Below are 20,893 nucleotides of genomic sequence, written 5' to 3' on the forward strand. Positions count from 1 at the left end.
TGAAAGTTTGCCAAATCTTTCATCATCCCCTATTTACTTAATCACTTATTACAATATTGTGAGTACTTCTTGGGGGAAATTCCTACAGACTTAGTAAAAGCTTTCAAGAAGTTACTGTAGTCTGAGAAACCACAGCGGTCGCAGACTTCGCTGACTCCGATTCCTTCTGCGAGGAGGGATTTGGCGATGGAGATACGGCGGGCGGTCATGTACTTGTTGATTGTGGTGCCAGTTGCAGACTTAAATATTCTACAAATATATGATTCACTGATGTAGAACTGCTTAGACAGATCTCCGATGCTGACTGGGTACTGGATGTTGTTATTCAGGTAGGAGAGGATTGCATCTACCTGCTCGTTGTAGGTAGCAGGCTTTTCTGTCTTGGTGTCATTTTCTCTGTCAGCGACAATCTGGTTTATCATGACAAAGAGCTCGGTGAAAGTAGCACGCTCTAAAAGATCATGGCCAAAACCGTTGCTGGTGACAATCTTGTTTATGAAGTAAAGGAAACGTCCCTGTTGCTCCTGAGTTAGGGTTACCTTGTGGGAAAACTTCTCTGATCTGTTCTGGAAGCAGGCGTCAAGATTGGTTTCCTTTGAAGAAATAGCCTTCATATACTCCGGATCTATCATGATTACGATTCTTTCGTGGAGCTCCTTATCAATCTGGGTCAGGTAGTGGGAGTCGTACTGATTTATAAGGAAAAGATCTCCCGGTGCTATATCATAAACCTGATTATCTATAAGAAACTGCTTTCCTCCGGAAATAGAGAAATATACCTCGTAGCAGTCATGGATATGCATCTCCATGGCTTTTTCATCTTTATATAAATGTGCAACAGAGAAGTACTTATTCTCAATGCTCTGTGCCATAGCTTCTTTGCAGGAATTCAGCTCTTTCATATCAAATCCTCAATCCTAAAAATGTAAAAATTTCATAAATCTCTTTTTAAAACGTACCTCAATCATACATTTTTACTTCAAAATTTTCAAGTTTTTTTGTCTTGGAAAAGAAAATATCCATTATATTGATGGATGCATGTCTTTTTCTAACGGTTTACGTATAAATGTGTGATGTATTATTATTAATATGATAATTTGTTGTCGTTATTGAAAGGTGGATGGCATATGGATGTAAAGTTAAACAAGACGGAACAAATAAATGAGAAAAAACAGCTTCAGTCAGGAGATGTTCAGAAGAACAATGAAAGTCTTGTGGTTTTAGATGAAAAAGATTTTGAGCCTGTTCAGAAAAAGACCCAGGTGACTAAATCCTTTGCAGAGGCACCATATTCCTCTGAACTGGATCTTTTTGGCAAGGACTTTTATCGTAATCCATATCTTCTCAAGGAGAGAATGAATAAGGATACGGTAAAGCTTGGCAGTAAGACCTGGAAGCCTAATGATGCCCAAAAAGAAAAGAATAAGCGCATTGACGCTGCCAAAGCCATCTCAAAAAATGCGACAGGTTACACCCTTGAGGTTCACAATAAAATAGTTAAGGTTAATAAAGCTACTGATCTGAGGGAGCAATACAGAACAGAACATAATGATGCCTACGAGTACTATTTTGGAAGACTTTCTAACGTGCATTTTACCGCCAAGATGTTTAGCAGTGCTTATATTGTCAATCACTTTGAAGATTGCTATACAATTGTCCGTAATTTCAGGCAGATGAAGGAAATTGCGCAGGCTGATGGAGCTCATAGCCAGGATGCAAAAGATTTTCTTGAAAATGCAGAGATTTTTGAGCTATTTACCAAGAGGATTGCTGAATTTGCAAAAAAGAACCATGTCAACATCAATACCGGAGAAGGTGTAAATGAAAAACTTCGGGCAAATGAGATCATTACCAATGAGGATTACGACAGATGGCTTGTTCTTACCGGGGAAGCCAAGATACAAAGAAACGAAGAAAGGCTTAATGAGGCCCTGGAAAATTGCAAAGACATTGTGCTTTCAAAGGAACAGCTTGATAAGCTGAATGAGCCATTTCCGGAGGTAAACTATGAGGATGTGGCGGATTTTGATGAATATCTTACCAAGACTGCAACTGAAAGAATTCTGGCAATACCGGAGATTGAAGCAAATATACGATCAATCCAGAAACAGATTGGCCCTAAAGCTCCTAAGCTTGCTAAAATAGAGCTTCGCCGGGAACTTAGTGAAATGAAAGCACTTCTACGGTTTGTGAAGGCTGAACTTGCTATATATAACGCCAGACAAAATGGTGCTGTTGATACAGAGAGCTTAAAGAAGGATTATCCTTCCCAGGTAAAAGAACTGCATGCTGCCAGTGAAAACATACGCAAACTCCAAAAAAGGCAAGGGGATATAGTAATTGAAAGAACTGTTCCTAAAGGAATCGTAAAGCTTTCAAAGGAAGAGTCTATGTCTACATATTCAGACAATCTTTCCATGAAAAAACGTATGGAGATACTGCGCCTTTCTGGTGAGCTTCTTAAAAAATTCCCTAAGAATAATGACATTAATCCGGATGAGAATTTGGCGGTAGAACTTAATAAGCTTGTAACTAAGTACTTTGAAAAGAACTTCTATAAAGTAGGTTATAGGCAGGAAGCGAAGGCTTTGAAGAAGATCTTTTCCTATATAAGAGATAATAACCTTAAGGAGAAGCCTCAATTTGCTGATCTTATAAATACAATAGAAACTATGGCCAATGGAAGTCTTGTGGTACCACAGGGAGCAGAGATCATAGATCATACAGTTGGCTTTACAAGACCTGTTTCTACGACTACTCAAGATATGGATAATCCTTCTTTTGCTAAGGTCAATTCTCTGCTTGATACCTTTACCAAGTGGGAGGATAGAAGCAATGAGCCTCTTTTCCCACATGAGCCCACTGTAAATGATCTTCGTCAGGGTAAGGTTTCAAACTGCTGGATGGTTGCTTCAACCACAGCATTGATTAATACAAATCCTCAGATCATCAAGGATGCTTTGAAGGATAACGGAGACGGAACCGTTACGGTAAGACTTTTTACCTATGAAGAAGATAAGACTGACAATAAACATCATGTAGTTCCAAAATATATCAGAGTAAAGAAAGAAACACCAAAGTTGATCGCAGGAGGCGCTGTGCACACATCAGGAGCTCTTTGGATGCAGATGCTTGAAAAAGCTGCTGCCTTTATTGGATACCGTGGCCCTTCTACACAAAATCCTGCCCTTGGTTACAATGCTCTGTGGCATGGAAGCCAGGGAAAGTGGCTCTTTGCTTTGACTGGTTTATTTGACGATCAGATAGCTTCCGGCAACAGATTGATGGAGAATATGGAATTCTATAATGATACGGTTACTAAAGGAATTGAAGGCTTTACCACTCTTAAGGGTAGATTCCAGGATGCCATTAAGGATGAAAGATTTTTATCTGAGCTGTTTAATGATATGCTTCATGCCAGAGAAAAAGGAATTATCTACACTTATGGCACTAAGACTTCCGACGCTGAGGGAATGAATACAGGCCATGCGTATACAGTTCTTGGAGCAAAGGAAGTAGGTGGTGAGAGATATGTTATTCTCCGTAACCCATATGGCAACATGAATTCAATGTACGATGAAAAGGGAAAACTCGTTAGGACAGAAAGCTATTTCAATTCGTCCATGAATGAAACCTACGGACAGTTCCTTATCAAATTTGAAGACTTTTTTAAGAATGGTGCTATTATATCCAGATTTGATGCATCCAAGTATGGTCACCATAAAGAAGAGGCAGAAAAAATGCAGGAATACAAGGAACAGATAAAAGCAAGTGTGAAAGATCAAGATACTGGCGAAAAAGATGATTTTTGATTCATTTTGAGGGGGTAAATATGAGCGCAGAAAAAATAAAAGCTATTCAAATTTCTAAGTATAAAGAATATGTACCGGAAGAATTCACTAAGAGTCTTATGACCGGTGAACTGGAGGCGATTGGCGGATTTTTTGGCGATGACCCTGCAGGAACACTGATCTTTGAAAAAGTACGTGGCAAAGTTATTATCAGGTCTATCTATACTGCCCCTGAGTTTAGAAGACTCGGCGTTGCTACTGATATGTTCGAGCTTCTTCCTAAGGGGGAAATTTGCGTATCCTACGAAGCTGTTGATGATAAGGTGACCCTTGAGCCTTTCTTTGAAGCAATGGATGTGGAGCTTGAAAGGCTTGATGTTCCTCTGGCTGATTTTACCCTTGGAAAAGCCAGGGATTCCCTTAAGAAGGCTCAGGCTCAAAGGGCTGGAGAATACGGAATATTCCTTGATGAACTAAAAAGTAATGAAGAGAATATTGTTTTTGACTGGTTTAAGGATGAGTTTAGTGAAGGCGGACTTGATGGAACCAGCTATGATTCTTCGAGCTTGTTCTATGTAGAAAATAATAAGGTTAAGGGAGCTATATTCCTTCGAAAGGATGAAGCCACGGATTACGATATCATTCAGAATGGACCGGATTCTCCGCCACCTGACATCCTTGACATTGACTACATTTTTTGTGAATCCTCCAACAAGAAAGTCCTTCCGGGAATGATGAACAAACTGGTGGAGCGCCTTTGCGCAGAACATAAAGACAACACAAGAATCCAGGGGCTAATTATGACTGAGACGGGCGAAGAGCTCTACAATTCTCTGTTTGGTGAAGTGATGACCTATGTTCCTGTTTTGTTCACGTAAATTCTTTAGAAAAGTGTTGACAAATGATATACAGGTGGTAAAATACACTAGTATGCTAATGAATAAACGTAAATGATTGCCTGGAAACAGGCGGTTTCTTATACGGATACAGTAAGGAGGTGTTACTGAAATGTCAATCTGCCCAAAGAATAAGTCATCAAAAGGCCACAGAGATCAGAGAAGAGCTAACTGGAAAATGACAGCTCCTACTTTGGTAAAGTGCAGTCATTGTGGAGCTCTTATGCAGCCTCACTGTGCATGCAAGAAGTGCGGCTACTACAATAAGAAGAGCATTGTTGAAGTTGAGGCATAATTAGTATAACCTCATATTTTACAAGGAATTTAAAGGCTTTTCGGTATCTACCGGAAAGCCTTGATTTTTGTATAATGCTTTAGTAAACTATTTTTTGTCTGATAATCAAAAGGGGGACAAGAAATGTCTGATATTGTTCGCGTAGCAGTGGATGCCATGGGCGGAGACAATGCTCCTTTCGTTACTGTAAAGGGTGCTGTTGATGCTGTGGCGGAGAGTAACAACCTGAAGGTTTTCCTTGTGGGCCAGAAGGCAGCTGTAGAGGCTGAACTTTCCAAATATAATTACAATAAGGATAGGATTGAGGTTGTTGACGCTACCGAGGTTATTGAGATGGCTGAGCCTCCTGTAATGGCTATTCGTAAGAAGAAGGATTCTTCGATCGTGAAGGCCATGTACATGGTCAATCATGGTGAAGCTGATGCATATGTTTCTGCAGGAAGCACCGGAGCAACTTTGGTTGGTGGCCAGGTTATCGTAGGTAGGCTTAAGGGAGTAGACAGAGCTCCTTTAGCACCACTTATCCCTACTGAGAAGGGAAGTTCTCTTCTTATTGACTGTGGTGCTAATGTTGATGCCAGAGCCAATCACCTTGTACAGTTTGCTAAGATGGGAACTGTTTACATGGAGAATATCATGGGAATTAAGAATCCTACAGTTGCCATTGTTAACGTCGGCGCTGAGGAGGAGAAGGGCAATGCCCTGGTAAAAGAGACTTTCCCTCTTCTTAAGAACTGTCCTGATATTAACTTTATCGGAAGTATTGAGGCAAGGGATATTCCGGCCGGCGGAGCAGACATCATTGTTTGTGAGGCCTTTACCGGAAATGTGATCCTTAAGATGTATGAGGGCGTGGCTAAATCCCTTATGCACGTGATCAAGAAGTCCCTTATGAGCAGCCTTAAGACCAAGATCGGAGCTCTTCTTATAAAGAATGATCTCAAGAAGACTCTTTCCAATTACAGTATGGACCAGTACGGCGGAGCACCTATGCTGGGACTTAAAGGTCTTGTTGTAAAGACACACGGTAGTGCAAGCGATATAGAAGTGAAAAATTCAATTTTGCAATGTGTAACCTTTACAGAACAACAAATTAGTGAGAAGATTAGCGCAAAGATTTCAGAGTAAATAAAGCGCTGATAAATATTTTTATACAAAAGGAACGGAGATTTATTATGGAATTCGAGAAGATGAAAGAAGTTATTGCGAACGTACTTAACGTTGATCCTGAGGAGATCAAGCCTGATACAACATTTACAGAGGACCTTGGTGCTGATTCCCTTGATCTTTTCCAGATCATCATGGGACTTGAGGATGAATTTGATGTTCAGATAGATCCTGAGAAAACAGAAAATATCAAGACTGTTGGCGAGGCAGTTGAACTTTTAAAGGCAGCTATCTCAAATAAATAAGCTTTGTTGAGGCAGTTTTATGACTGCCTCTTCTTTGTATTACGGAGTGATTATGTTAACAGAGGAAGATTTAAGCAGATTTGAGAAGGTAATCGGCTACACCTTCAGGGACAGGGCTCTACTTGTTCAGGCGCTGACCCACAGCTCTTTTGTCAATGAACAGAAGATCAATAAAAAACCGGACTACGAGAGGCTTGAGTTTCTTGGGGATGCTGTCCTTGAGATGATCTCCAGTGCATATCTTTTCAGAACTTACCCTGACAAGAAAGAGGGAGAAATGTCCAAGATACGAGCTTCACTTGTTTGTGAAGGAGCTCTTGCATTTGATGCTCAGCAGCTGAATATCAAACAGTACATTCAGCTTGGAAAGGGCGAAGAGGCTACCGGGGGGAGAAACAAGGAGTCTATTATTGCCGATGTAATGGAAGCTGTTATAGGAGCTCTTTTCCTGGATGGTGGAATTGAGCAGTCAAAGCGTTTTATTGATACCTATGTGCTTTCAAATGCTGAGGCAGCCCAGATGTTTGGAGACAGTAAATCTTTGCTCCAGGAGATGGCCCAGGGTGAAAATCTTGGATCTGTAAGGTATGAAATTTGTGGCGAAAGTGGACCTGAACATGATAAAATATTTGAGGTTCGCGTTTTTGTCGGCGATAAGAATTTGGGAGAGGGGGCAGGAAAGACCAAGAAAGCTGCGGAACAACAGGCAGCTTACAAGGCAATTCTTGCGCTTAAGAATAAGCAGTAATGTATTTAAAAAGTATTGAGATTCACGGTTTTAAATCTTTTGCAAATAAGATTAAATTTGACTTTCATAACGGAATCACCGGTATTGTAGGACCTAACGGCTCAGGAAAGAGTAATGTTGCTGATGCTGTCAGATGGGTACTTGGTGAACAACGTATCAAACAGCTGCGTGGCGGATCCATGCAGGACGTTATTTTCTCCGGCACAGAGCTCAGGAAACCCCTGGGCTATGCTTATGTTGCCATCACATTGGATAATTCAGATCATTCCCTGGCTATTGATTACGATGAGGTTACTGTTTCAAGGCGCCTTTATCGTTCAGGTGAAAGTGAATATATGATCAACGGCTCAGCCTGCAGACTTAAGGATGTTAATGAGCTGTTCATGGATACAGGTATTGGTAAAGAGGGTTACTCCATCATTGGACAGGGCCAGATTGACCAGATCCTTTCCAGTAAGCCTGAGGACAGGCGTAACCTCTTTGATGAAGCTGCCGGTATCGTTAAGTTCAAGGCAAGAAAAGAGACTGCTCTTAAAAAGCTTGAGGAGGAGAAGATCAACCTCACAAGACTTTCAGACATTCTTTCTGAACTGGAAAAACAGATCGGACCTTTGGAGAAGCAGTCAGAAGTTGCCAAGGAATTCCTGAAATATAGGGAAAGACTTAAGACTCTGGATGTCAACATGTTCCTTGTTGAGAATAAGTCTCAGAAGCAGCAGCTTGAAGAGACTGAAAAGAACTATGAAATCGCGTCTAAAGCGCTTGAAGAGGCCAAGGTTACTTACGCTGAGACTAAGGAGAAATACGAGAGTATCCAGACTCAGCTGGAAGAAATAGACAGGCAGATTGACGAGGCTAGAGCAAAGATCACAGATTCTTCTGTTAAGAAGGAAAAGCTGGAAGGCCAGATAGGTATCCTTAACGAGAAGATCAAGTCTGCTACAGAGAATGATGCTCATTTTAGGAAAAGAGAAAAGGATGAGCGTGAGAAGCTTGAAGCCCGTAATAAGGAAAAGGACACTTACCTTGAAGAAAAGGAAGCGATAGATAAGGAAGTTGAAGGACTTTCTGCTGACAGAAATGATGCAAGGAAAGCCCTTGATAAGGTCCTTTCACAGATTGAGGACATCAACAACCAGATTGAGGACTGCAAGAGTACCATTATTGAAACTCTTGATAAAAGAGCTAACATCAAGTCAAAGCTCAGTTCCCTTGACACCATGAAGGAACAGGTGAACATCAGAAAAGCTGAACTTACCGGAAAACTGGTAAGAGCCAGATCTGATGAGTCCAAGCAGGAAGAGACTTTAAAGAACCTTAGGGATGAATTTGATTCTATAACTGCCGAAATCTCCGAGATGAACAAGAAGCAGAAGGAGACGGAAGGCAAAGTTGTATCCATCAGAGAGGATATGACTAAAAAGGATACAGAACTCAGAAAGACTCAGGAACTGTACCAGCAGGAGAAATCAAGACTTGAAGCCCTTGCTAATCTTACTGAGAGATATGAGGGCTACGGCGGTTCTGTTAAGAAGGTAATGGAGAGAAAGGATGACACCAAGGGAATCATTGGTGTTGTTGCCGATATCATCAAGACTGAGCCAAAGTATGAGACTGCAATTGAAGTTGCTCTTGGTGGAAATATCCAGAATATCGTTACTGATAACGAAGAGACTGCCAAGAAGATGATCGCTTACCTTAAGCAGACAAAGGCTGGACGAGCTACTTTCCTTCCGCTCACATCCCTTGATAATCCTCCGGAACTCAAGGCGAAGGAAGCTTTGGAAGAGCCCGGTGTTCTTGGTATGGCTGATGAGCTTGTGACAACTGATCCTAAGTATAAGCCTGTTGCAAAGGCTATGCTGGGCAGGATTGTTGCAGTCGACAATATTGATAACGCTGTTAAGATTGCCCGTAAGTACAAATATACTGTCAGAATGGTAACACTTGAAGGTGAGCTGCTTGTTCCCGGTGGTGCTATCTCTGGTGGTGCCTTCAAGAATAACTCAAATCTACTTGGACGTAGAAGAGAAATGGCTGATCTTGAGGCCAACGTTAAGAAGTACAAGGAGCGCATCGATGAGATCCAGAAGGAGATCGAGGATGCAAAGAAGGAGAGAAATGAACTCAGAGCTCTTGCTGAGCAGATAAGAACTGAGCTCCAGGGTAAATTCATTGCTCAGAATACCGCCCGTCTCAATGTAGAAAATGAGGAAAAGAGACAGGAGGAACAAAGGGGTACCTATACAGATCTTAAGGCTGAGAATGATGAGATCGAAGCAAAGCTTTCAGAGATCACTAAAGAGAAGGATGAAGCTCTTTTGCAGCTTAGTGATTCAGAAAAGCTTGAGAAAGAGTGCTCTGATAAGGTTAGTGCCTTCCAGGGCCAGCTTGAAGACCTGCACGGCGTTGAAGAGAAAGAAAATGAGAATGTTGCCAAGTGGGATATCCAGTATGAGAAGGTCCTTCAGAAGCAGGAATTCTCACAGACCAATATAAACCGTATTGATGAAGAGATACGAAATGAGGAAGAGGCTCTTGAGGAAATTCTTGAGACCATCAAAAAGAATGATGAGACTCTTGCTCAGAGCAAAAAAGATATTGAGGAAATAAGACTTACCATTGAAGCATCTGTGGATGTTCAGTCTGATGCAACCAAGGAACTGGATGCCAAGAAGGAGGAGAAGAATAACCTTACTCTTTCACAGAAGGAATTCTTTGGACAGACTGAAGAACTGAATAAGCAGATGAATGATCTGGACAAGGAAGTAATCAGACTTGGAAGCAGACGTGAGAAATGTCAGGAAGCTATTGAGTCCCAGATCAACTACATGTGGAATGAATATGAGATCACACTTACAGATGCAGCCCAGATGAGGGATGAGGAAATGACTGACATCCCGGCTATGAAGAAAGAGACTGCATCTCTTAAGGATTCCATCAGAAAGCTGGGCGATGTTAATGTCAATGCCATTGAGGACTACCAGAACCTGATGGAGAGATATACCTTCATGAAGAACCAGCATGATGACCTTATTGAAGCTGAAAGGCAGCTTAAGGAAATCATAAAGGACCTTGATGAATCCATGAGAAATCAGTTTATGGAACAGTTCAAACTTATTAACAATGAGTTTGACAAGGTGTTCAAGGAGATGTTCGGAGGCGGTAAGGGAAGTCTTGAACTTGCCGAGGATGAGGATATCCTTGAGGCAGGTATCAGGATCAATGCTCAGCCGCCCGGAAAGAAGCTTGTTAACATGATGCAGATGTCCGGTGGTGAAAAGGCTCTTACAGCAATAGCTCTTTTGTTTGCTATTCAGAACCTTAAGCCATCACCATTCTGTCTTCTTGATGAGATTGAGGCTGCTCTTGATGAGAACAACGTATTCCGTTTTGCCAAGTATCTCCATAAGCTTAAGAATACTCAGTTCATTGTAATTACACACCGTCGTGGTACAATGGAAAGTGCTGACAGACTCTACGGTATCACCATGCAGGAGAAGGGTGTATCAACCCTTGTCAGCGTCAACCTTATTGATAAGGAGCTTACTAACTAATGGCAAATGGTTTTTTTGCGAAACTTCAGGCTGGACTGTCTAAGACCAGAGACAATATTGTAAAGGGAATAGATAATGTATTTTCCGGCAATTCAGCCATTGATGAGGACTTTTATGAGGAACTTGAGGAAGTCCTTATCATGGGTGACATCGGAATAAACGCCACCAGCAGGATATTGGATGAACTTAGAAGTCAGGTCAAGGAAAAGCATATTACTGATCCTGAGGCCTGCAGAGCGCTTCTTCTTCAGGATATCTGGAATCAGATGAGGATGGAGGAAGGTGCCTACGACTTTGAAGATAAGAAGACAGTTCTTTTTATTATCGGTGTAAATGGTGTAGGAAAGACTACTTCAGTAGGTAAGCTAGCAGCTATCTTCCGTAAAAAGGGCAAGAAAGTAATTATTGCAGCTGCAGATACCTACAGAGCAGCTGCAACAGAGCAGCTGCAGGAGTGGGCTAACAGGGCAGAGACTCCGATCATTACAGGAAGAGAAGGTGCTGATCCTGCCAGCGTTATCTATGATGCCTGCTCTGCTTTTAAAGCAAGAGACTGCGATATTCTTATCGTTGATACAGCGGGAAGACTCCATAACAAGAAGAACCTTATGGAAGAGCTTGCCAAGATGAACAGGATCATTGATAAGGAGCTTCCTGGCATCTGCCGTGAGAACTTCATCGTTCTTGATGGTACCACCGGACAGAATGCGATCATGCAGGCTAGAGAATTTGGCGAAGCTGCCGATCTTACAGGAATTGTTCTGACTAAGCTTGATGGAACAGCAAAAGGCGGAATCGCTGTAGCTATTGTTTCTGAACTCAACATACCTGTTAAGTATATAGGTGTGGGAGAGGGAATTGACGATCTTGAGAGATTCAATCCTGCAGAATTCGTGGATGCACTCTTCGAGTGATATAGAGGAGGAAAGTATGGAAAAGTTAACACTTGAGAAATTTGAGGAAGCATACGAGGACGTCAAGAAGGTCACTCTTGACACTAAACTTATTTTCAGCGATTACTGGAGTGGTGTTACAGGTAACAAGGTTTATCTTAAGCCTGAGAATCTCCAGAGAACCGGTGCTTATAAGGTCAGGGGAGCTTACTATAAGATAACCACAATGTCCGATGAAGAGAGAAAGAAGGGACTTATTACTGCTTCAGCCGGTAACCATGCGCAAGGCGTGGCTTATGCTGCAAAGCAGTATGGCGTAAAAGCTGTTATCTGTATGCCTACTTCCACACCTCTTATTAAAGTCAACAGGACTAAGGCTCTTGGAGCAGAGGTAGTCCTTTATGGCGATGTTTATGATGATGCATATAAAAAGGCTTTAGAGCTTGCTGATGAGCACGGATACACATTGGTTCATCCCTTTGATGACCTTGATGTTGCTACAGGTCAGGGCACTATTGCCATGGAGATATTTAAAGAGCTTCCAACGGTTGATGTTATCCTTGTTCCTATTGGTGGAGGCGGACTTGCTACAGGTGTTTCTGCTCTGGCTAAGCTTCTTAACCCCAATATCAAGGTTATCGGTGTTGAGCCTGCAGGTGCTAACTGCATGCAGGAATCTATGAAGGCCGGACATGTTGTAACTCTTCCTAAGGTTAATACCATAGCAGATGGTACAGCAGTTAAGACTCCCGGAGAAAAGATATTCCCATATCTTTGCAAGAATCTTGATGATATCATAACTGTTCCTGATGAGGATCTTGTAGTTTCCTTCCTTGATATGGTTGAGAATCATAAGATGGTTGTGGAGAATTCAGGACTTTTATCAGTAGCTGCTCTTAAGCAGCTTGACTGCAAGGACAAGAAGATCGCCTGTGTGCTTTCTGGCGGAAATATGGATATTATCACCATGTCTTCAGTTGTTCAGCAGGGTCTCATTATGAGAGACAGGATATTCACAGTATCAGTTCTTTTGCCGGATAAGCCGGGGGAACTGTCAAGAGTATCCGGAATCATAGCCCAGGTAAAGGGAAATGTTATCAAACTGGAGCACAACCAGTTTGTATCTATAAACAGAAGTGCTGCTGTTGAGCTTCGTATCACTTTAGAGGCTTTCGGAACAGAGCACAAGGAGCAGATACTTGCTGCTCTTAATGAAAATGGCTATCAGCCAAGAATAGTAAGGACAAATATTTAAATATGAGTTTCAAAAGCTTATCACCACAGAAGAAGAGACTGAAGGAGTATCTGATCATAACAGTAGCGGCCCTGATCTATGGGGCAGGAACAGCTCTTTTGGTTGATCCTAACAATCTGGCCCCCGGCGGGATGACCGGTCTTGCCATTGTTCTTAATAGACTGGTGAATATAGGAACCGGTACATGGTTTCTGCTTTTGAATATCCCTATTTTGGCAATTGCTGTTTGGAAATTTGGCATAAGATTCACTATTTCAACAGTCTACGCCACAGCCATGATCTCTGTATTTACCGATCTTACCACTATGTTTTTCGGTGATTATGTTATACACGATCTGATACTGGCTGTTACCTTTGGAAGCGCCATGACGGGACTTGCCATAGGAATGATCTTTAAATGTCACGCCACAAGTGGCGGTACCGATGTTATAATTAAACTGTTAAGGATGCGTTATCCCCATATTAAGACAGGAGTTTTGTATATCCTTACAGATATGGTTGTTCTTATGATAGCAGCCTTTGTATTTCATGATCTGGCTGCTGCAATGTATTCCTTTATTGCTGTTATGGTTGTCAGCTTTGTTGTGGACTTTGTCCTTTATGGTAGAGATGGGGCGAAGCTTATTTACATTATCTCTGACAGACCGGACATAATTACAGCAAGACTTCTTACAGAGCTTGATATTGGCGCGACTCACGTTTTTGCCCAGGGAGCTTACTCCGGGGAGAAGAAGAAGGTCATCATGTGCGCCATTAAAAAGAGATTATACCCACAGGCAGAGGATATCGTAAGAGAAGAAGATCCAAATGCCTTTATGATCGTCTCCAGTGCCAGCGAGATATTCGGCGAGGGATATAAAAGCTACTTTGATGAGAGAATGTAAACTATGAATAACAATACACTGGATAGAGGTGAACGCCGCGGCGTAAGAAATACTCAGAATATAATCTCAATAATCTTCTTAAGCCTGGTGGCGCTTATGGCTCTGTCTTTTAGTATTGTGCTCCTAATCAGGAATGCCAATCTTCAGAGACAGGAAGATGCAGTAAAAAGTGAGCTTGATGCTCTCAATGCTGAAGGCTATTACACTGAGATTGAAGCTCAGAAGCTGGTTGAAAATGCCAAGATCGAGGCTGAGGAGAATGCCAGAAATTCTATCAAAGCCATGATCCAGGAGAAGCTTGAAGGAGGAGAAAGCGCTACAAGTGCGATCAGAGCTCTTTTCCCTGACCAGATCGTTGTTGCCAGCTCAGGCAGATATTATTTCTTTCCTATAAGTGATCAGATTAAGCATCACGGATTTTCTGAGGATGATTTTGTTGAGGGAGAGGATGGATTCCTTGAATATGTGGGAGATGATCCATCTGTTTCCATTAAAAAGGGTGTTGATGTTTCCAGATTCCAGGGAAACATAAAGTGGGACAAGGTTAAGGCTGCAGGTATTGATTTTGCTATTGTAAGAGCTGGTCTTCGTGGTACCACTGAAGGTAAGCTTCTTACAGATGATTACTTTGAAGACAACGTGGAGGGTGCAACTGAGAACGGTATCGACGTAGGTGTTTATTTTTATTCCCAGGCTGTTAATGAGAAAGAGGCCAAGGAAGAAGTCCAGATGATCCTTGATCTTATTGAACCCTATGAAATAGCCTATCCTGTTGTTATTGATGTGGAGTCAGCTGAGTCTGATACAGCCAGAACAGCAAACCTTTCATCTGATGAGTATGAGAAGGTAGTAGAAGTCTTTTGTGAGACTGTAAGGAATGCTGGTTATACTCCTATGGTCTATGGTAACGTTAAGTCCTTCACTCTTTTGATGGATGCTGTAGACGTGGATGACTATGATATCTGGATTGCTTATTATGGAACTCCACTGTATTACCCATATCACTTCAATATCTGGCAGTTTACTTCAAGTGGCTCTGTTGATGGTATTGATGGGGATGTGGACCTGAATATTGCCATAAATGGATATTGATTTTTGGGGTGTCAAGAAAAAATACTTGACACCTTTATTTTTTTTGTATATTATAGGTTCTGTTGCGAAGGTGAGGTATGTTTATGGAGAAGATCGTTGAACAGGGCCTTTTGTATGATTTCTACGGTGAACTTTTGACCGAGCATCAAAGACAGATCTACGAAGCAGCTGTTTATAATGATATGTCCCTTACTGAGATAGCGGATGAGCATGGTATCAGCAAGCAGGGAGTACACGATCTGATCAAGAGATGCACCAAAGCACTGCAGGGATACGAGGATTCCTTACACATGATAAAGCGTTTTGAGGCCATTAAAAGTCAGGCTGAGGAACTTAAGAAGCTTTCATCAATGGATATGGAGCCTGATGACCTTAAATGTAAGGCCAGAGATATTTCTGACAGAATTTTAGAGGAACTTACTTAATGGCTTTTGAGAATTTATCTGATAAATTACAGAATATATTTAAAGGGCTAAAGAGCAAGGGACTTCTTACTGAAGAGGACGTAAAGGTTGCTCTCAAGGAAGTCAAGATGGCTCTTCTTGAAGCCGATGTAAGCTTCAAGGTCGTTAAACAGTTTATTTCCTCAGTTCAGGAAAGAGCTGTTGGCGAGGATGTTTTAAACGGACTTAATCCCGGGCAGATGGTCATCAAGATAGTTAATGAAGAGATGATCTCCCTTATGGGCTCTGAGACAACAGAGATTAAGTTTCAGCCGATAAATGAGATAACAGTCATCATGATGGCTGGTCTTCAGGGTGCTGGTAAGACTACTACAGCAGCCAAGATTGCCGGAAAGATTAAGCTTAAAGGTAGAAAGCCTTTGCTTGTAGCCTGCGATATTTACAGACCTGCTGCTATTGATCAGCTTAAGATCAATGCACAGAAGCAGGAGGTAGATTTCTTTTCACTGGGCACTGATGTAAGCCCTGTAGAGATTGCTAAGGCTTCAATCGACTATGCTAAGAAGAATAACGAGAACGTAGTTATCATCGATACAGCTGGTCGTTTGCAGATAGATGAAGCAATGATGAAGGAACTTGTGGACATCAAGGAAGCAGTTACCGTTCATCAGACCCTTCTTGTTGTTGATGCCATGACAGGTCAGGATGCAGTTAATGTGGCATCTGAGTTCAATGAGAAGGTTGGAGTAGATGGAATCATCCTTTCTAAGATGGATGGTGATTCCAGAGGTGGTGCAGCTCTTTCCACAAAGGCTGTTACCGGAAAGCCTATTCTTTATGTTGGTATGGGTGAGAAACTCTCAGATCTTGAGCAGTTCTATCCTGACAGAATGGCCAGCAGAATCCTGGGAATGGGTGATGTACTGAGTCTCATCGACAAGGCTGTAGAAGCCAATGCTCAGATGGATGCAGAGAAAGAAAAAGAGATGGCCCAGAAGATGAAAAAGGGCAAGCTTGATTTCGAGATGTATCTTGAGAGTATGAAGCAGATGAGAAACATGGGCGGACTTGGAGCCATTATGGGAATGCTTCCGGGAGTTGGAGGCAAGATCAGTGATGATCAGCTTCCTGATGAGAAGCAGCTTGCCAGACTTGAAGCCATCGTGCTTTCAATGACTCCTGAAGAGCGTAAGAATCCAAAGCTCATGAGCCCACAGCGCAAGTACAGGATTGCAAAAGGTTCAGGAAACGATATTGCTGCAGTCAACAGATTCATCAAGCAGTTTGAACAGATGAACAAGATGATGAAGCAGATGCCTGGCCTGATGGGAAAACGCGGAGGTTTTGGTAAACGCGGTTTCGGTGGCTTTGGTGGTAACAAATTTTTCTAAATTCATGATATGTTCCAGCTAATGCTGTTAGATACATATAAAACTAATAACTATTTATATTTTTATTTTATGGAGGAAATTAAAAATGGCAGTAAAGATCAGATTAAAGAGAATTGGTAAGAAGAAGGTTCCTTTCTACAGAATCATCGTTTCAGATTCAAAGTTCCCTGTACAGGGTAAGTTCATCGAAGAGATCGGAACATATGATCCTAACACAGATCCTAGCACAGTTAAGGTTGATGAGGAGCTTGCTAAGAAGTGGCTTTCAAACGGTGCTCAGCCTACAGAGTCTGTTGCAAAGCTGTTCAGACAGGCCGGCATTCAGAAATAATTCTGTGTAATTATTCTTTATAATATGCCGGGGGTAAAACAATGAAAGAATTAGTTGAAGTTATCGCAAAGGCGCTTGTTGATAATCCGGAGGAAGTAGTTGTTACCGAGAAAAAGGACGGGCGCAATATTATGATCGAGCTTCATGTTGCACCTTCAGACATGGGCAAGGTAATTGGTAAGCAGGGACGTATTGCCAAGGCAATCCGTGCTGTAGTTAAGGCTGCATCTACTCGTGAGAACGTTAAGGTTGATGTAGAGATAGTGTAATTATTATTGGCCGTTGTTATGGTGGGCCATTATTTCTTAAGTCCGCCAGTAACAACGGCAATTTTTCGTTTAGGAATGCATAAATGAACTTTCATGTGATGACACTCTTTCCCGAGATGATTGAACAGGGACTATCGACCAGCATTTTGGGAAGGGCTAAAGATAAAGGCTTAATAGATTTTGAGGCGGTTAATATCAGAGATTATTCTGCTGATGAGAAGCATCATAAGGTTGATGATTATACTTATGGCGGAGGCGCTGGGATGCTTATGCAGGCGCAGCCCATTTATGACTGCTATAAAGCTATTGAGGAGAAGATAAAAAAGAATAGAAACTGCGAAGATGCAGCTAAAATAGATGCCGGTGGCAAAAGACTCAGAGTTGTTTATGTGACTCCACAGGGTGCTGTTTTTAACCAGCAGATGGCGGCGGATTTTGCAAAGGAAGAGGATCTGGTTTTCCTTTGTGGACACTATGAAGGTGTTGATGAGAGAGTACTTGAGGAAATTGTTACGGATTACGTTTCAATCGGTGACTATGTCCTTACCGGTGGCGAACTTCCTGCCATGGTAATGATAGATACTATATCAAGGCTTGTTCCTGGAGTTCTTAACAATGACGAATCTGCCATGACAGAGAGTTTTGGCAATGGCCTTTTAGAATATCCACAGTACTCAAGGCCGGAAGAATGGATGGGGAAAAGGGTGCCGGCAATTCTTTTGTCCGGAGATCATAAAAAAGTAGATGAATGGCGATTGGAGCAGTCTATAGAAAGGACCAAAGAACGTCGCCCTGATCTCTACGAGAAGTGGATGATTGAAAATCCACCTAAGCCGGAAAAGAAGAAGCGCAGAAGGAAGAAAACAGCAGAGAATAAAGAGGAAAATTCATGACAGAGACATTTCAGGTAGGCGTGATTGCCTCAACACACGGACTTCAGGGAGAGGTTAATGTCTTCCCTACAACAGAAGATCCCGATAGATTTAAAAAACTTAAGAAGGTTACACTTCATACTCAGAGGGGTGAAGAACTGGAGCTGGATATTGTTAGTGCCAGATTCTTTAAGAAGTTCGTCATAGTAAAGTTTAAGCAGTTTAACGATATTAACGAAGTTGAGAAGTTTAGGGGCTGCGAACTTACCATAGATCGTAAAGATGCCATCAAATTAGAACCCGGCGAATTCTATTGTGCTGATCTTATCGGTCTTACGATTGTTGATGAAGAGGGTACAGAGCTTGGAATTCTTACGGAAATCCTTCAGACCGGAGCTAATGATGTATATGAGATGACTCGTAAAGATTCCGATGAAAAAGTCTACATTCCTGCGATCAAAGACTGCGTGAAGAACATCGATGTAGAAGAGCGGAAAATAGTAATACATGTTATGCCCGGACTTTTGTAATCCGGCAAACATGACTATTAGTCAATTAATTAGATTTATAGTGACTTTTATAAACTTTTGAATTATAATTATGAAGACAAAGTGTGTCTTTGAAATAAATAAACACTAGATGTTGGGGTAATGATTCATATGATAGATTATACGGAAGGTGCTGGATATCAGTATCATACTCATGTTAAGCCTGGTGATGTAGGAAGATATGTATTACTTACAGGAGATCCGGGAAGATGTGAATCTATTTCTAAGCTTTTCGACAATCCCGAATTTGTAGCTTATAACAGAGAATATAATACCTATACAGGAACTTTACTTGGTGAAAAGGTAAGTGTTATGTCACATGGTATCGGCGGTGCTTCAACAGCAATAGCTGTAGAAGAACTTGCTAAATGTGGAGCTGACACTTTTATTCGTATGGGTACATCCGGTGGAATGCAGGATGATGTTATCGGAGGCGATATAGTAATAGCTTCTGGCGCTATCCGTGCTGAGGGCACATCTAAGGAATATGCTCCTATAGAATATCCTGCTGTTGCTGATTTTGCAGTTGTGAATGCACTTGTAGAGGGTGCTAAGACAGTTGGGGCCAGATATCACGTTGGTGTTGCTCAGTGCAAGGATTCCTTCTTTGGCCAGCATGAACCGGAGACAAAGCCAGTTGGCTACGAGCTCCTCAATAAATGGGATGCCTGGATAAAGTGCGGATGCCTTTGTTCTGAAATGGAAAGTTCAACTCTTTTCATTGTTGGAAGTTATTTGAGACTACGTACCGGCGCAGTGTTACTTGCTGTTGCTAATCAGGAAAGAGCTAAAAAAGGCCTTTCGAATCCACAGGTTCATGACATGGATGTGGTTTACAAGACCACTATTGAGGCTGTAAAGAACCTTATCAAATTGGATAAAGCCTAAATGGTTTTATTATAAATGTTTCTATTATCATTATAAACGGAGGGAAATTATGAAAAAGAAACTTTTAGCAGTTCTTATGGCTGCAACAATGGTATCTTCTCTTGTTGCTTGTGGCGAGGCTACAACAGCAGAGCCTGCTGATACTACACAGGCAGAGACAACCGAGACAACTGAGGCTGCTCCAGAGCAGAAGGCTGAGGAGACAACTACAGAGGCAGCTGCTGCATCTGACATGAAGGTTGCTATGATCACTGACTACGGTGATATCACAGACCAGTCTTTCAACCAGTCAACTTATGAAGCATGCCAGAAGTTCGGTAACGAGAACGGTATCGACTTCACATACTACAAGCCAGAAGGCGATTCAGACGCTGAGAGAGAAGCTATGATCGACAAGGCTGTAGCTGATGGTTACAACGTAATCGTTATGCCTGGTTATGCATTTGCAGGCGCAATCAAGGATACAGCTGAGACATATCCTGATGTTAAGTTTGTAGCTCTTGACGTTTCTGAGTATGACCTTGAGGGTGATGCTTCTGATTTCAACAACGAGACATACGCTAACGTATTCTCAGCTGTCTATCAGGAAGAGCTTCCTGGATACATGGCTGGTTATGCAGCAGTAAAGATGGGCTACACAAAGCTCGGCTTCCTTGGTGGAATGGCTGTTCCTGCTGTTATCCGTTATGGTTACGGTTTCGTTCAGGGTGCTGACGCTGCAGCTGCAGAGCTTGGCACAGACGTAGAGATCAACTACGCTTATGGTAACCAGTTCTATGGTGATGCTGATATCACAGCTGCTATGGATACATGGTATCAGGGCGGCACAGAAGTAGTATTCGCTTGTGGTGGTGGTATCTTCACATCTGCTGGTGAGGCTGCTGCAAAGGTTGGTGGCAAGGTTATCGGTGTTGACGTTGACCAGGCTGCTACAATCGACGGAATGTTCGAGAAGGGTATGACTATTACATCAGCTATGAAGGGTCTTCAGGCTACAGTTAACACACTTCTTTCAGCTATCAGAGATGGCCAGTGGGATTCTTACGCTGGTAAGATCCAGAACCTTGGTCTTGTATCAGGTGATGACCTTTCTCTCAACTATGTAGGTCTTGCTGATTCAACAGTTTGGACAGATGGCTTCCAGAAGGCTGACTACGAGGCACTTGTTGCTGATATGGTTAGCGGAAAGATCACAGTATCTAACGATTCTTCAGCTGAGCAGCCTTCAGCTACAACAGCTAAGATCAACTTCCAGGGCAACATCAAATAATTTAGCTCTTTGAGCTTTCTAAGGGCCGGTGGATTCATAGTCTTCCGGCCTTTTTTCTCAAGTAATGCAAAAAAACAAATATATATGGAGGGTCATC

20 protein-coding genes are annotated in these 20,893 nt (G+C 42.0%); 19 read left to right on the forward strand and 1 reads right to left on the reverse strand.

The genetic code is table 11. From position 1 onward, the window contains the following. Nucleotides 1–41: 41 nt before the first annotated feature. Entirely contained in the window at nt 42–902 is an 861-nt protein-coding gene (locus BO18_RS28745) for an AraC family transcriptional regulator (RefSeq protein WP_034452083.1), read from the reverse strand. Between the two features lie 225 nt (nt 903–1,127). Here BO18_RS28745 and BO18_RS28750 point away from each other — a divergent pair, with 225 nt between their 5' ends. From BO18_RS28750 to BO18_RS28840, 19 genes are all read left to right on the forward strand, one after another. Continuing rightward, entirely contained in the window at nt 1,128–3,812 is a 2,685-nt protein-coding gene (locus BO18_RS28750; RefSeq protein WP_034452084.1) for a C2 family cysteine protease, read from the forward strand. Between the two features lie 20 nt (nt 3,813–3,832). After that, on the forward strand, nt 3,833–4,669 hold the full coding sequence (locus BO18_RS28755; protein WP_034452085.1) for a hypothetical protein: 837 nt from the start codon (nt 3,833–3,835) through the stop codon (nt 4,667–4,669). A 130-nt stretch (nt 4,670–4,799) separates the two neighbouring features. Beyond that, nucleotides 4,800–4,982: a 50S ribosomal protein L32 gene (gene rpmF / locus BO18_RS28760; RefSeq protein ID WP_022773549.1), complete on the forward strand. Its 183-nt coding sequence runs from the start codon at nt 4,800–4,802 to the stop codon at nt 4,980–4,982. A 123-nt stretch (nt 4,983–5,105) separates the two neighbouring features. Continuing rightward, nucleotides 5,106–6,110 (forward strand): phosphate acyltransferase PlsX, encoded by a 1,005-nt coding sequence (gene plsX / locus BO18_RS28765; RefSeq protein ID WP_034452088.1) that lies wholly within the window; start codon nt 5,106–5,108, stop codon nt 6,108–6,110. A 47-nt stretch (nt 6,111–6,157) separates the two neighbouring features. After that, complete coding sequence (acpP, locus tag BO18_RS28770; RefSeq protein ID WP_034452091.1) at nt 6,158–6,394, forward strand: acyl carrier protein; 237 nt, start codon at nt 6,158–6,160, stop codon at nt 6,392–6,394. Between the two features lie 52 nt (nt 6,395–6,446). Then, complete coding sequence (rnc, locus tag BO18_RS28775; RefSeq protein ID WP_051689323.1) at nt 6,447–7,142, forward strand: ribonuclease III; 696 nt, start codon at nt 6,447–6,449, stop codon at nt 7,140–7,142. Then, nucleotides 7,142–10,699, forward strand: coding sequence for a chromosome segregation protein SMC (gene smc / locus BO18_RS28780; protein ID WP_034452093.1), 3,558 nt, complete (start codon nt 7,142–7,144; stop codon nt 10,697–10,699). The genes rnc and smc overlap by 1 nt, the downstream gene beginning before the upstream one ends. Further along, nucleotides 10,699–11,613 carry a signal recognition particle-docking protein FtsY gene (ftsY, locus tag BO18_RS28785; protein ID WP_034452094.1) on the forward strand — a complete coding sequence of 305 codons (915 nt, stop codon included), beginning with the start codon at nt 10,699–10,701 and terminating at the stop codon, nt 11,611–11,613. Before smc ends, ftsY begins: the two co-directional genes overlap by 1 nt. A gap of 16 nt (nt 11,614–11,629) precedes the next feature. Further along, complete coding sequence (gene ilvA, locus BO18_RS28790; protein WP_034452095.1) at nt 11,630–12,847, forward strand: threonine ammonia-lyase; 1,218 nt, start codon at nt 11,630–11,632, stop codon at nt 12,845–12,847. A gap of 2 nt (nt 12,848–12,849) precedes the next feature. Continuing rightward, nucleotides 12,850–13,731, forward strand: coding sequence for a YitT family protein (locus BO18_RS28795; protein ID WP_034452096.1), 882 nt, complete (start codon nt 12,850–12,852; stop codon nt 13,729–13,731). Between the two features lie 3 nt (nt 13,732–13,734). Continuing rightward, nucleotides 13,735–14,823: a glycoside hydrolase family 25 protein gene (locus BO18_RS28800; protein ID WP_051689281.1), complete on the forward strand. Its 1,089-nt coding sequence runs from the start codon at nt 13,735–13,737 to the stop codon at nt 14,821–14,823. An 83-nt stretch (nt 14,824–14,906) separates the two neighbouring features. After that, nucleotides 14,907–15,248: a YlxM family DNA-binding protein gene (gene ylxM, locus BO18_RS28805; RefSeq protein WP_034452097.1), complete on the forward strand. Its 342-nt coding sequence runs from the start codon at nt 14,907–14,909 to the stop codon at nt 15,246–15,248. Beyond that, entirely contained in the window at nt 15,248–16,618 is a 1,371-nt protein-coding gene (gene ffh, locus BO18_RS28810; RefSeq protein ID WP_034452098.1) for a signal recognition particle protein, read from the forward strand. Before ylxM ends, ffh begins: the two co-directional genes overlap by 1 nt. An 85-nt stretch (nt 16,619–16,703) precedes the next feature. Beyond that, entirely contained in the window at nt 16,704–16,949 is a 246-nt protein-coding gene (rpsP, locus tag BO18_RS28815) for a 30S ribosomal protein S16 (protein WP_034452100.1), read from the forward strand. Between the two features lie 41 nt (nt 16,950–16,990). Further along, nucleotides 16,991–17,218, forward strand: a complete 228-nt coding sequence (locus BO18_RS28820; RefSeq protein ID WP_034452101.1) for a KH domain-containing protein — start codon at nt 16,991–16,993, stop codon at nt 17,216–17,218. An 83-nt stretch (nt 17,219–17,301) separates the two neighbouring features. After that, entirely contained in the window at nt 17,302–18,111 is an 810-nt protein-coding gene (gene trmD / locus BO18_RS28825; protein WP_034452102.1) for a tRNA (guanosine(37)-N1)-methyltransferase TrmD, read from the forward strand. Beyond that, complete coding sequence (gene rimM / locus BO18_RS28830; protein ID WP_034452104.1) at nt 18,108–18,620, forward strand: ribosome maturation factor RimM; 513 nt, start codon at nt 18,108–18,110, stop codon at nt 18,618–18,620. The genes trmD and rimM overlap by 4 nt, the downstream gene beginning before the upstream one ends. A 129-nt stretch (nt 18,621–18,749) precedes the next feature. Continuing rightward, nucleotides 18,750–19,526, forward strand: coding sequence for a uridine phosphorylase (udp, locus tag BO18_RS28835; RefSeq protein ID WP_185752627.1), 777 nt, complete (start codon nt 18,750–18,752; stop codon nt 19,524–19,526). 49 nt (nt 19,527–19,575) lie between these two features. Further along, a complete protein-coding gene (locus BO18_RS28840) occupies nt 19,576–20,796 on the forward strand; it encodes a BMP family lipoprotein (protein ID WP_034452106.1) in 1,221 nt (406 codons plus the stop codon). Nucleotides 20,797–20,893: the final 97 nt, after the last annotated feature.

It is taken from the genome of Butyrivibrio sp. AE2032 (genome assembly GCF_000702965.1).

Excerpts from the sequence above, each read along its gene's own strand:
- rpmF (WP_022773549.1), top strand. The coding sequence starts at position 4,800 with ATGTCAATCTGCCCAAAGAATAAGTCATCAAAAGGCCACAGAGATCAG.
- trmD (WP_034452102.1), top strand. The coding sequence starts at position 17,302 with ATGAACTTTCATGTGATGACACTCTTTCCCGAGATGATTGAACAGGGA.
- smc (WP_034452093.1), top strand. The coding sequence starts at position 7,142 with ATGTATTTAAAAAGTATTGAGATTCACGGTTTTAAATCTTTTGCAAAT.
- BO18_RS28820 (WP_034452101.1), top strand. The coding sequence starts at position 16,991 with ATGAAAGAATTAGTTGAAGTTATCGCAAAGGCGCTTGTTGATAATCCG.
- BO18_RS28755 (WP_034452085.1), top strand. The coding sequence starts at position 3,833 with ATGAGCGCAGAAAAAATAAAAGCTATTCAAATTTCTAAGTATAAAGAA.
- ilvA (WP_034452095.1), top strand. The coding sequence starts at position 11,630 with ATGGAAAAGTTAACACTTGAGAAATTTGAGGAAGCATACGAGGACGTC.
- rpsP (WP_034452100.1), top strand. The coding sequence starts at position 16,704 with ATGGCAGTAAAGATCAGATTAAAGAGAATTGGTAAGAAGAAGGTTCCT.
- udp (WP_185752627.1), top strand. The coding sequence starts at position 18,750 with ATGATAGATTATACGGAAGGTGCTGGATATCAGTATCATACTCATGTT.
- BO18_RS28750 (WP_034452084.1), top strand. The coding sequence starts at position 1,128 with ATGGATGTAAAGTTAAACAAGACGGAACAAATAAATGAGAAAAAACAG.
- plsX (WP_034452088.1), top strand. The coding sequence starts at position 5,106 with ATGTCTGATATTGTTCGCGTAGCAGTGGATGCCATGGGCGGAGACAAT.
- ylxM (WP_034452097.1), top strand. The coding sequence starts at position 14,907 with ATGGAGAAGATCGTTGAACAGGGCCTTTTGTATGATTTCTACGGTGAA.
- rnc (WP_051689323.1), top strand. The coding sequence starts at position 6,447 with ATGTTAACAGAGGAAGATTTAAGCAGATTTGAGAAGGTAATCGGCTAC.
- BO18_RS28840 (WP_034452106.1), top strand. The coding sequence starts at position 19,576 with ATGAAAAAGAAACTTTTAGCAGTTCTTATGGCTGCAACAATGGTATCT.
- ffh (WP_034452098.1), top strand. The coding sequence starts at position 15,248 with ATGGCTTTTGAGAATTTATCTGATAAATTACAGAATATATTTAAAGGG.
- ftsY (WP_034452094.1), top strand. The coding sequence starts at position 10,699 with ATGGCAAATGGTTTTTTTGCGAAACTTCAGGCTGGACTGTCTAAGACC.
- BO18_RS28800 (WP_051689281.1), top strand. The coding sequence starts at position 13,735 with ATGAATAACAATACACTGGATAGAGGTGAACGCCGCGGCGTAAGAAAT.
- rimM (WP_034452104.1), top strand. The coding sequence starts at position 18,108 with ATGACAGAGACATTTCAGGTAGGCGTGATTGCCTCAACACACGGACTT.
- BO18_RS28745 (WP_034452083.1), bottom strand. The coding sequence starts at position 902 with ATGAAAGAGCTGAATTCCTGCAAAGAAGCTATGGCACAGAGCATTGAG.
- acpP (WP_034452091.1), top strand. The coding sequence starts at position 6,158 with ATGGAATTCGAGAAGATGAAAGAAGTTATTGCGAACGTACTTAACGTT.
- BO18_RS28795 (WP_034452096.1), top strand. The coding sequence starts at position 12,850 with ATGAGTTTCAAAAGCTTATCACCACAGAAGAAGAGACTGAAGGAGTAT.